This window comes from Pseudomonas sp. S3_A09, assembly GCF_054668065.1.
Genome location: NZ_CP162752.1, coordinates 5,308,619 through 5,320,805, shown reverse-complemented (window position 1 = coordinate 5,320,805; position 12,187 = coordinate 5,308,619). Strand labels below are relative to the sequence as shown.

The 12,187-nt window shown below is 57.1% G+C and carries 6 protein-coding genes; 5 read left to right on the top strand and 1 reads right to left on the bottom strand.

Annotated elements, in window-relative coordinates:
• Window positions 1–21: 21 nt before the first annotated feature.
• Window positions 22–522 (bottom strand): thiol peroxidase, encoded by a 501-nt coding sequence (gene tpx / locus AB4N92_RS24820; RefSeq protein ID WP_010210749.1) that lies wholly within the window; start codon window positions 520–522, stop codon window positions 22–24.
• Between the two features lie 158 nt (window positions 523–680).
• Between tpx and AB4N92_RS24815 the strand changes: the two genes are divergently transcribed.
• From AB4N92_RS24815 to AB4N92_RS24795, 5 genes are all read left to right on the top strand, one after another.
• Window positions 681–1,970, top strand: coding sequence for a glycosyltransferase (locus AB4N92_RS24815; protein ID WP_183701682.1), 1,290 nt, complete (start codon window positions 681–683; stop codon window positions 1,968–1,970).
• A 72-nt stretch (window positions 1,971–2,042) separates the two neighbouring features.
• The gene (locus tag AB4N92_RS24810) at window positions 2,043–2,990 is read left to right on the top strand and encodes an AraC family transcriptional regulator (RefSeq protein WP_045792219.1); all 948 of its coding nucleotides are present in this window, start codon (window positions 2,043–2,045) and stop codon (window positions 2,988–2,990) included.
• A 123-nt stretch (window positions 2,991–3,113) separates the two neighbouring features.
• A complete protein-coding gene (locus AB4N92_RS24805) occupies window positions 3,114–9,515 on the top strand; it encodes a hypothetical protein (RefSeq protein ID WP_236267215.1) in 6,402 nt (2,133 codons plus the stop codon).
• A 272-nt stretch (window positions 9,516–9,787) separates the two neighbouring features.
• Window positions 9,788–11,110 (top strand): ABC transporter substrate-binding protein, encoded by a 1,323-nt coding sequence (locus AB4N92_RS24800; protein ID WP_047543193.1) that lies wholly within the window; start codon window positions 9,788–9,790, stop codon window positions 11,108–11,110.
• A 177-nt stretch (window positions 11,111–11,287) separates the two neighbouring features.
• The gene (locus AB4N92_RS24795) at window positions 11,288–12,181 is read left to right on the top strand and encodes a carbohydrate ABC transporter permease (protein ID WP_029529156.1); all 894 of its coding nucleotides are present in this window, start codon (window positions 11,288–11,290) and stop codon (window positions 12,179–12,181) included.
• The last annotated feature ends 6 nt before the right edge of the window (window positions 12,182–12,187 follow it).

Sequence of the window (12,187 nt, the reverse complement as noted above, 5' to 3'; positions counted from 1 at the left end):
GACAGTAACGTACCGAAACAGTTACTTCAAAACAGCCAGGGCTGCTTCGTAGTTAGGCTCTTGGCCGATTTCAGGCACCAGTTCGCTGTGCAGCACGTTGTTGTTTTCGTCCAGCACCACCACGGCGCGGGCGGTCAGGCCTTGCAGCGGGCCGTCAGCCAGCGAAACGCCGTAGTCCACTGCGAAGTCGGCGTTGCGGAAGTCCGACAGGCTCAGCACATTGTCCAGGCCTTCAGTGCCGCAGAAACGCTTCTGGGCAAACGGCAGGTCAGAGGAAATGCACAGCACGACCGTGTTGCTCAGGTCGTTGGCCTGGGCGTTGAACTTGCGCACCGAAGTGGCGCAGGTCGGGGTGTCAACGCTTGGGAAGATGTTCAGGACCTTACGCTTGCCGGCGAAGGTTTCCAGGGACGCTTGCGACAGGTCGACAGCAACAAGGCTGAACTCAGGAGCGGTGGAACCGGTTTTCGGCAATTCGCCTTCAACCTGGACAGGGTTACCACGAAGGGTGACTTGAGCCATGAACGGAATCCTTATGCTGATGTGGGTTTAACGAATTCGAGAGGTCGAAGTTAACCACAAACTACGGTGTCTACCTACCGCCAGCGATAAATTGTCATGCCTTCGGTTATGGTTTAATTGCGCGCTTTGCGCCCAGCCCTTCAAGGAAAACGATGTCGATGAATGCCCCTGCCACCAAAGTCCTGGTCATTGGATACGTCTGGCCGGAACCCCGCTCCTCGGCCGCAGGCGGGCATATGATGCAGATCCTTGAAAGCTTTCTTGCACAAGGTTGGGACATCACCTTCAGCAGCCCAGCGACGATTGGCGAACACAAGGCCGATTTGCCTGCCCTGGGTATCGCCGAGTGCGCCATCGAGCTCAATAACAGCAGTTTCGATGATTTTATCCGCGATCTGGCCCCGGATATCGTGTTGTTCGACCGTTTCATGATGGAAGAACAGTTCGGCTGGCGCGTCGAGAAATGCTGCCCAAGCGCCCTGCGCGTGCTGGAAACCTCCGACTTGCAGAGCCTGCGCGACGCACGTCACCAGCGGTTCAAGGATCACTTGAAGGCGCACCCCGACAGCGACGACTTCAGTGCCTTGTTCTCCCCGGCACTGCAGGCAGAGTTCACACTGATGGCCGATACCGACCTGGCCAAGCGCGAGATCGCGGCCATCTACCGTTGCGACATCAGCCTGATGATTTCCGACGTGGAAATCCGCCTGCTCACCGAGCACTTCAAGGTGCCACCCGCCCTGCTCCACTGGTGCCCGCTGATGGTGGAGCCACCGACCGAAGCCTTCGCGCCGTTTGAAGACCGCGCGCACTTTCTCAGCATCGGCAACTTCCGCCACGCGCCCAACTGGGATGCGGTGCTCTGGATGAAAAACAGCCTGTGGCCGCTGATCCGCCAGCAGTTGCCGGGGGCGCAGTTGCACATCTATGGCGCCTACACCCCGCCCAAAGCCACCGCCTTGCATAACCCGACGCAGGGTTTTCATGTCATGAACTGGGCCGAAGATGCCTTGCAGGTGATGACCGCCGCGCGTATCTGCCTGGCGCCCCTGCGCTTCGGCGCCGGCATCAAGGGCAAACTGGCGGACGCGATGCTCTGCGGCACGCCGAACGTCACCACGCCCATCGGCGCCGAGGCCATGGGTGATGAACAGCCATGGCCGGGCATGATCGAACACAGCGCACCTGCCTTGGCGGCGGCTGCCGTGGCGCTCTACCAGGACCGCGGACGCTGGACCCTGGCCCAAGAACATGGCCGTCAACTGCTCGCCCGCCGCTATGACCAGGCCATGCATGGCCCGGCGCTGGTGGCCTGCCTGGAACAGTGCCGCAGCCATCTGAATGCCCATCGCCGGGACAACTTCACCGGCAGCATGCTGCGCCATCACGCCCATAAAAGTACGCAGTACATGTCCCAGTGGATCGAGGCGAAAAACCGCATCGTATAAACACGAGTGCTGGCGAGGTCGCGTGCGAGGGGGCATTATCCAAGGCAGCAACCACAATAAAGCGACGGCAGCATGACCCGAGCAACGCGAATCACCGACCCTTCCTACGAGCTGATGGACGACCACAACGGCCTGTCCATCATCTATCGCCAGCACGGCTTCCCCTGCCCGCTGGTGCGCTGGCACTTCCACAAGGAATACGAACTGCACCTGATCGTCGCCAGCTCCGGCAAGGTGTTCATCGGCGACTACATCGGTAACTTCTACCCGGAAAGCCTGTTTCTCACCGGTCCCAACCTGCCCCACAACTGGATCAGCCAAGTGGAGGAAGACGAGGTGGTGCCCAAACGCGACATGCTGGTGAATTTCACCGATGAGCTGTTTGAAGGTGGCAGCCAGATCTTCGCCGAACTCAAGACCCTGGCGCCGCTGCTGGAGCGTGCGCAGTACGGTATCGAGTTTCGCTGCAAACGCACGATTACCCAGGCGATGACCTTGATGCAACGCATCGAGGACGCCCAGGGCATGGCGCGCCTGGGGCACTTCTTTATCCTGCTGGAAGCCTTGAGTGCGTGTGAGGACTACCAGTTGCTGTCGGGTGCCACTACCCCGCAGCTGGCCGACGAGCACAGCATCGACCGCACCAACCGCGCGGTGGACTACATTTTCGCCCATTACGCCCGTGAGTTGCCGCTGGAGGAAGTGGCGGAATATCTGGGAATGAAACCCACCTATTTCTCCCGGGTATTCAAACAGGCCACCGGGCGCACGTTTATCGAATTTGTGAACCGGTTGCGCATCAGCAAATCATGCGAATTGCTGGCAGACGGCGACAAGGCCGTGACCGATGTGTGCTTCGAATCGGGCTTCAATAACATCTCCAACTTCAACCGGCGCTTTCAGCAACTCAAGGGCATGACACCCTCCCACTACCGACGCCTGGCAGTGCAACGGCTCACCGAAGAAAACCGCGGCCAGCACCTTACGACACCAGCAAACGGCTACAGATCAGGGCCTTAAACCGTGGCCTTCACGCAATGGAACCTTACGAAGTGCCAAGCCACTTAGTGAACACACGCCCAACACTTCTTTTTCATTCGTTGGATGGCGTATGTTCACACACAGATATAAGGCCCTCCACTTATGACTGGCGTTCACCGCGTTCGCTTGGCCACCTCTATTACGCCCACGGCCCCCACACTACAAAGCCTGCACGCAGCCGATGAACATTCGGTGGCCTCCAACGTCATCAGACTTTTTCAGGCTCGTCAAAACAGGCATAGAGACCGCCCGCAGCCCGAATACGCAGTCGATATGCCGAAACACGCCCCGCAGCGAATACTTGACCTGCTCAGATACACGGTGACCGACGAGCAGCCAAGTCTGGCCGAACAGATCAGTCAATTGATACAAGGCGCCGGTGAGACACTCACAGACGAAAGAGCACTGCACAACGAAGTCGAACGGCTCCTGAACCAGCCGAGCGCGCTCAATCCGCAAAAAACCTACACCCAACTGATTGACGACATACTCCAAAGCCCGGCGCGTGCCATGCCCAACAACGGCATTGGTTTTTCTCGAGTTCGCCGAGACCTGCAAAACGCCCACCCTGCGCAAAACGCGGGTAACACCTCGATCCAGCAGTTCGCCAATGCTCTGGTTGAAGACAGCGACAGCCAACTGGCGATTAATTTTGCCAATTATTTGATCCGCATTCGGGTGGATGCAATCCCATACAACCCTGCTCGTGCAGTCCCAATTGCTGTACCGCCCAGCTCAACGTTCGGCCTCGCCTGGAACGAACTGGCTGACGCGCTCGACGCGGTGCCTTTCAAAACCTTTGCCCAAACCAAAGGCATTGATATTTCCAGTCTTGTCATTAAGGCCAATGGAGACCTGACCGGCCAGAGGAACAATCAAACCTTCAGCTTCTCTTTGGCACAAAATCCTGAATGGGCCGCCGCTTCATCTGCGGTTTTGACTGCGGCAAGAAAAATGCGCGGGGACATCACGTTCCACGACCGCGAGCATGCACCCGCGGAGGACGTCGCAAGCTTTTATCTGGAGCGCGCGCCCCGCTACAACAGCGACGACACGCTGATAGCGATCGACTGGCTGATGAAAGAGAGAAACTTCCATTCGATAAGTAACACCGATACCTACTACGCGGCTCAATACGCCCCAGTCCAACAGCGCCAAAGAGAGGCAAAACAACACGTCGCAAACCTGCCACCGCCTCAGTTGAGCCGACTACTGGCCGGTTTCGAGCCCGCATCGGTGGCACAAAAGGTCAAGGACGCCGATCAGGCCCTGGCCCGCCTGAGCAGCCAAGCGATGGGCAAGTTGTTTGGGATCAAGATTGAAGAACTGCCCGAATATTCGACCTTCAACCTGGTACGTAACAACCTTAAGGATGTGCTGAACGGCGTTGCTTTTACAGCGTTCGCACAGGAAAAAAATCTTGAAGTGTCGAGCGTCCGGATCAATGCGGCGGACGGGGCCTTAAAAGGCACAGTCAATGGCGTCGAAACCACATTCGTGTTGAACGACCTCTCCGGTTGGTCCGAGGTCTGGCCGCAAGTACAACTGGCGGTAGAACGTATGGCGACAGGCTCAGGCGATTACGTCTTCTACCCGAGTGCACACTCTGCAGAGGTTTCAGAGGTGCTGCGTTTTTACGCGGAAGAAGGACCGCCTCAAAATGACGCTCCTAACCCTGGCTGGGCGCGAAGAGCGCGCGAAGGGAGTCTGCGCAGAAGTGCCGAAATCACCCAAGTCGACGGCTTCAAGGCATTGGTGGGTACACCCACTGACGATGCCCGCTCGCTCAGCGTGCGCGAGGTGCAGCAGGCCGTCATCTCACAGCTCACTGGGAAGCCAATGAACCTTTCGCCGCTTGAAACCCTGGCGGCGGCAGCCAAGGTCAATGTGCCACAGAGCGACCCCGCACCGCCCGTAAACGCGGCACCAGACCTCGACACCCCAGAAGACATCCTGGCACGCGCCGAAGGCGAACTGGTCGGCACTGCGCATCGCGTGATGCTTGAGCTCAAGAGCGACCCGACGCCCCCTGCCTCAAAAAAGGTTGAGCCGGTCCCGGCCAACAGCCTGTTCGGACAATGGCGCGCTTACTTGGACAAAGCCCTGAAAAGCAGCGGCTTTACCGAGTGGGCCGCGAAACAGGGCATCGACCTAAGTACCTTGCGCTTTGACCCAACGGACCGCGCACTGATCGGTAAGGTCAACGGCGTTGAGCAACGCTTTACAGCCACTGATTTTACGAAAAGATACCCGGAACAGCATTTTGACGTACTCACCCCAGTGTTGACCGCTGCCGAGGCATTCACCGCACATGGAAAACCGATCACGCTGGCTCAGGCCAACGACAGCAGCGCATCCTTTGAATGGTTGGCCAATTTTTATTCCATCAGTACCGACTACGACAGCGAGGCGTTCACACGCCATACGGAGCTGATGGGCCGAACATTGGCATTTCCAACGCCACCTGAAAACCCAGGGAAAATCGTGAGCTGGTTGAACCAGCGCAAAATCGCGTTAGGCGACAGCAATGACAGGCATGCGCTGATTCATCAGCTTAAATTCGGGAATGTTGATAACGACGCCACAACCCGCTTTACGGTGGATCCGGACTCTAGCCACCAGCCCAAGGGCACCACGACACTCCAGAAGTTTCTGTCAGACCACGGCTGGTATGGCGCCACGTCGGCCGCACAGGTCGATAATTTGTTACAGGCGTTGCAAACCCAGATCCCGCAGGCACCTGCCCTGGGCAACCAATGGGGCTTCTTGTCCACTGACTTACCGTTGAGTGCTGAGCAACGCAGCGCGGTGGGTGAGCTCGTCAAAACGTCTATTGGAAACCACAGCACCCTTCTCAGCTTCTTGAGTTCCGGCGTTTCCAACCTGAGCAGCGACCCTGATCAGGCACTGCAACAACTTCTCTCCAGTGACATCGCCCTGGAGCTCGCCACACACTTGCAAACCGCAATGAAGGGCGCTGCTACCCCAACCAGCCTAAAGCAATGGCTATTGACCGCGCTTGTGCTAGCGCTTGATCCAACGGCCGGCACCCAGCGCAATCGCGTTGCAGGTTTCGACTTCATGTGGCCTGCGAACTGGGGCTTAGGCGCTGGCAAGCTCAGTGAGCTTTTAAGCCAACATTTGGCTGATACCCAACAGGTCCCGACCCACCTTCGTCCGGCAGTCACCCGCCTATTGATGTCCGGTGCAGCGCCACATTTGCTGGTCAAAGACCTACCGTCGACGTTGAAGCTTGGTTCCCCAGAATGGGTCAACTTTTCAAGTGCTGTAAATCGAATCGAACTGATAGCCGCCGGTGCCAGCGCGAACATGACTTACCAGCAAGTCATGGACTTTCATAACATCAAGCCCATTTCAGCAGAGGAAAACCGCCTGCAGGCCGTCGCCCAACTGAACCCAGTGATTGATTGGGCCGTCATCAATAACCATCTTGGGAAAAACAACAACGACGAATATAGCCTCGAGCAGCTGAACGACAGCCAGGAAAAACTCAATACTCAGATCAATGAGACCTCGCAAGCCAAACGTTACCTGCGAACCGTCGCCCCCCCAAGCAGAAGGGCCATGGCCCTGGCGCCATTGAAAGAAAAGTTTGGCGCAAGCATCGATTTTGAGAGGCCGGTTCTATGGGAAAAAGTGGCGGGCGGGATCTTTTCCGGTATTAACGCAAGCATCGTCGAGGTCTATGAGGCTGGCCGCCTGGGTGAAAGTTGGAGTACACAACAACCAGGCCTGAACGTCGAAGACCTGCGCAAAAAAGCACACGAGTTGCCAGATATCAACGCGCAATTCGACAACGCCATCCAGGAAGACTTCACCCCGCGCAGGCGCCATACGATTTCCCTGTTCAAAGACATGCTCAGCAAGTTGCCGTTGGAGGAGCGCAATAGCCTTAACTTTGGAACGGTGGAACTTCTGCAAGTGGAAGGGACCGCCAGTGGCATCATCATCACGTCCGTCTACGAAGGCGTGAGGCGGGATTTCGCGGTCTATCCGGCAACCGGGCAAATAGTCAGAATTCCCGACATTGATCCATCAACGCCGCTAGACAAAAAAGTCAGCGTGGCTCTCGACATGGATGCGCTCAAAAACGGCACGGAGCCCAAACAGGGCGTCACCTCCGATGTTGTATTAAGGGAAAGCGAACAATTTATCCTCAACGAGACCACAGACGGTGACAAACGCCCTGAGTTACGTGAAAGGCGCTTCCTTGAACGCAGTGCAAGTGACGCATCTTCCGTTTACGACAGCAACAGAATGGAGGACCTCGCCAAGGTGCTGGTTGACACGGTCTACCTGCGCAAAAGTACGTTTGTCGGTAGCCACCGTGGATTGCACAATGCAGTTGAACATGGCGTAGAACCCAGCGACTTCTTCAAAGGCCTCTTACGCGCCATTCCAGGCAGCAGCAGCCTTGAAGATCTTTATCACGGTGAATACGCCAAAGCAGCAGGTGACCTGCTCGTTGATATCGCGCTCTATGTGGCTACCGAAGGCGCTGGGAAAATATGGACGCTAGCAAAAACAGGTGCTGCGTGGGCGACGGCCAAGGTCTCTGCCAAGTTTGTCGAAAAGTTTGGCGCAGATGAAGCCGAGGACATTGCTCTCAAGGATATAACTGCCGCCAGCACCTCGAATTCGATCAACGCATTGAGCCGAATGCAGGAAAGCCACCTTGCAGCGCAAACGGCAGATATGGCCGAGGGCAGGGTCATACGTTCCGGCACCCACAACCAAGTCAAGGTCAGCACGGTATTCCAAGACGGTAATTGGTACGCCTACGACGCCAAGACACAGGCGGCTTATGGCCCCGCCCTGGAAGGTTTTATCTCGGATACATCAGCCCCCCTGCATAAAGAGACGTTCTCCAGTGGCACTCAAGCCCTGGTCACTGAAAAGCCCCTGGCCGCCGATGCGTACACCCTCCCCCGCGCCAATGGCTTCGACCTGGTCAATGAGGGCAAGGTATACCGTTACAACGCCAAAAATCCCAGTGTGCTCACGGACTTGGAGTCGGCCGACCACTTTAGGCCCTTGGATAATTTCGAGGCGATCTGTGAGGCACCGTCCGTCGGCGGCAGAATCAAACGTGGCGCCAATGACACCTGCTTCTCCAAGATCGTTGAAAACACGCCCAACGAATTGACCCAGGAGCTGCAAGCGCTTGAGCACGTGCGCTTGTTCCCCTCGCCGTCGAAGTTTCTGAGAAAGGATCAATTTGTCGTCTTCGAACGACGCCGCTACAAAGTGATTGATGGCGAAACGGGGCCACACCTTCACCCGACCTTGGACAAGCAGCCCATCACTTACAAATCGCTGATCACCGGCAGCATCAAACATGATCCACAGTTTGGCTTTTACGTTGGGCAAACCAACGAAGCACTGAACCAGGAAACGCGTGTTATCAAGCTCAACAGCATCAGCGATATAAGTGACGACAAGCGCGAAGTTCGTGCGGTCATTGTTAACGGTCGAACGCCTGGGGACTCCCAAAAATACCTGGTGATCGAGGCGGACACCGCACAGTTTTATTACGCAAAGCTGAATACAGCGTCATCCGGCGAACTCAAATTCTTTAAAACCACACCCAACGACATATCGCTCGTCAATGGTTATCGGAATAAATTCAGCATCCGCCAAGGCGTGTCCAGAACACCACTGGATGCCGAATTCATCGCCCTGCCCAAACTGGACTCGGCGCTGGCAGAACTCAAGCGGTCGGGTTACCAGAAAAAAGATGTCGATGAGTTAGGGGCCTTCGTTAAAAACATGACGAAGGAGCAACAGCGCGAGGTGCTCTATCAATTGCAACGTAGCGAAGCGATTGGCAAGACGAATATCGCCCTGAAGCCAAATCGAGTAACCGCTTTGACAACTCCCGCGAACTTCTCGACCTTAACAGCCGAGCAGCAGAACAAATTCCTGGCGCAGCAGGTAAAAGACACGGTGACCCGTTCCATGACGGCCACCGGGCTAGGCCCAGGCAATCAGATACGCTCAGCATCGGATATTGCGCGCGCAGACGCCGCCAACCAGACCGTCGAATGGTTGCGTCGAAGCATTCCCAGCAGTGCGCGGAATCGCTCTGACATAATTTTGAAAGCCGGCGCCGGCAATTGCGGAGAAATGGCCCTGCTGTCGAGGGACATCATCAAAAAGAGCGGTGGCAATGCCTACGAATGGAAAGCCTCAGACGCTCATGCATTTACCGTGGTAGGCGGCCCGTCCGCAATACCTGCAGGAACAGTCGACTTCTCGGAACCCGAGTGGGCGGATGCCTGGGTTGTCGACCCGTGGGCCGGTATTGCCAGCCCCGCTCGGGAGTACACGCAAAAACTGAAAGAGGTCATGACTCAGTGGGAGCGTGAAGGCATAAAAATAGTGGAGGGCAACACGCCTATAAGCCCACTGGAAAAGAACTGGATGGATGCCCTTATCGCGAAACCGAAGACCCCCTATCCTCACGGCTATATCAACCCCTGACCGCCTCGCCGGGCGAAAAGTGTACGCAGTCCGATTGCAGCGCTTTTTGCCCAGGACTGCCGGGCCTATGCCTTCGGCTGAACAATCAGTGAAACGTTTTACCCAAGCCCGAGGGAAGTGCAAAAAAGTATCAGTACCAGTGTTCCCAAGGATTTGTCACATCGTCTTGAGAAGGCTGTAATCAACGCACACTCTTCCTGACAACCCGTAGGAAGACACAACAACAATAACTGTCCTTCTGTAGCCCCCTGGGCGCGGAAATGGAGTGCGCGATGAAGTTCACAGCAAAAGCACTGCTTGCCTCTACCTGCATGATGACCTGCATGACCCTCAGCGCCGTCAGCTTTGGCGCGCAGACCCTGACCATTGCCACCGTCAACAACAGCGACATGATCCGCATGCAAAAGCTCTCGAAAACCTTCGAGGCCGAGCACCCGGAGATCAAGCTGAACTGGGTGGTGCTCGAAGAAAACGTGCTGCGCCAGCGCCTCACCACCGACATCGCCACCCAGGGCGGGCAGTTCGATGTGTTGACCATCGGCATGTACGAAGCTGCACTCTGGGGCGCCAAGGGCTGGCTGGAGCCGATGAAGGATCTGCCGGCGTCCTACGACCTCGATGATGTGTTCCCTTCGGTGCGTGACGGTTTGTCCGTCAAGGGCTCGCTGTATGCCCTGCCGTTCTACGCCGAAAGCTCGATCACCTATTACCGCACCGACCTGTTCAAGAACGCCGGGCTGACCATGCCTGAGCATCCGACCTGGACGCAGATCGGCGAATTCGCCAGCAAACTCACCGACAAGACCAAAGAGCAATACGGCCTGTGCCTGCGCGGCAAAGCCGGTTGGGGCGAGAACATGGCGCTGATCACCACCCTGGCCAACGGCTACGGTGCGCGCTGGTTTGACGAGAAGTGGCAACCGGAATTCAACGGTCCTGAATGGAAAGACGCGCTGAACTTCTACGTCGACAATATGAAGAAATCCGGCCCGCCGGGTGCTTCCAGCAACGGTTTCAATGAAAACCTGGCGCTGTTCAACAGCGGCAAGTGCGCGATCTGGGTCGATGCCAGCGTGGCCGGCTCATTCGTCACCGACAAGACCCAAAGCAAAGTGGCTGACCATGTCGGCTTTACCTTTGCCCCCCACGAGAAGACCGACAAAGGCACTTCGTGGCTGTACTCCTGGAGCCTGGCCATTCCGACCAGCTCCAAGGCCAAGGATGCCGCCAAGGTGTTCACCAGTTGGGCAACCTCCAAGGAATATGGCGAGCTGGTGGCCAAGACCGACGGCATTGCCAACGTACCGCCAGGCACGCGCAAATCCACCTACAGCGACGAGTACATGAAGGCCGCGCCGTTTGCCAAGGTGACCCTCGAATCGCTGAAAGTCGCAGACCCGACCAAGCCGACACTCAAGCCGGTGCCGTATATCGGTATCCAGTTGGTGACCATTCCTGAGTTCCAGGCGATTGGTACCCAGGTCGGCAAGTTCTTCTCGGGCGCACTGACCGGTCAGCAGACGGTGGATGCAGCATTGACCGCCGCACAGACCACCACCGAGCGTGAAATGAAGCGGGCGGGTTATCCCAAATAGTCCAGGCTCACCACCATAAATGTGGGAGCAGGGCTTTTGTGGGAGCTGGCCTGCCTGCGATGCAGACAACTCGGTCTGTCAGTTACACCGAGATGATGCCATCGCAGGCAAGCCAGCTCCCACATTTGATCGCGCTCCGACTCTGGTTCTGCATGTAATCGACTGGCTTTGATCACCATGAATACAACCACACCCAAAAACCGCCTGGCCAACCCCGGCTGGTTCCTCGTCAGCCCCTCGGTGGCCTTGCTGCTGCTGTGGATGATCGTGCCGCTTGGCATGACCCTGTACTTTTCGTTGATCCGCTACAACCTGCTCTACCCCGGCGAAAACGAGTTCGTGGGGCTGGAGAACTTCACCTATTTCATCACCGACTCGGGGTTCCTGCCCGGCGCCACCAATACCTTACTGCTGGTGGGCAGCGTGCTGCTGATCAGCGTGGTGTTCGGCGTGTTGATCAGTGCCCTGCTGGAGGCCAGTGAGTTCCTCGGCCGCGGCCTGGTGCGGGTGTTGCTGATTTCGCCGTTCTTCATCATGCCCACCGTCGGTGCGTTGATCTGGAAGAACCTGATTTTCCACCCGGTCTCGGGGATTCTCGCCGCCGTCTGGAAGTTCTTCGGCGCCGAGCCGGTGGACTGGCTGGCGCACTACCCATTGCTGTCGATCATCATCATTGTGTCGTGGCAGTGGCTCCCCTTCGCGATCCTGTTGTTGATGACCGCCATGCAGTCCCTCGACCAGGAACAAAAGGAAGCCGCGCGCCTGGACGGTGCCGGCGCCATCGCGATCTTCTGGCACCTGACCCTGCCGCACCTGGCCCGCCCGATTGCCGTGGTGGTGATGATCGAGACGATCTTCCTGCTCTCGGTGTTCGCTGAAATCTTCACCACCACCAACGGCGGCCCCGGCTACGCCTCGACCAACCTCGCCTACCTGATCTACAACCAGGCGCTGGTGCAGTTCGACGTGGGCATGGCTTCGGCCGGCGGCTTGATTGCCGTGGTCATCGCCAATATCGCGGCGATCATCCTGGTGCGGATGATCGGCAAAAACCTGACTGACAAGCCTTGAGGGCCG

Bases quoted from the DNA above. Each gene is read 5' to 3' on its own strand.
- AB4N92_RS24810 (WP_045792219.1), top strand. From the start codon at position 2,043: ATGACCCGAGCAACGCGAATCACCGACCCTTCCTACGAGCTGATGGAC.
- tpx (WP_010210749.1), bottom strand. From the start codon at position 522: ATGGCTCAAGTCACCCTTCGTGGTAACCCTGTCCAGGTTGAAGGCGAA.
- AB4N92_RS24815 (WP_183701682.1), top strand. From the start codon at position 681: ATGAATGCCCCTGCCACCAAAGTCCTGGTCATTGGATACGTCTGGCCG.
- AB4N92_RS24800 (WP_047543193.1), top strand. From the start codon at position 9,788: ATGAAGTTCACAGCAAAAGCACTGCTTGCCTCTACCTGCATGATGACC.
- AB4N92_RS24795 (WP_029529156.1), top strand. From the start codon at position 11,288: ATGAATACAACCACACCCAAAAACCGCCTGGCCAACCCCGGCTGGTTC.
- AB4N92_RS24805 (WP_236267215.1), top strand. From the start codon at position 3,114: ATGACTGGCGTTCACCGCGTTCGCTTGGCCACCTCTATTACGCCCACG.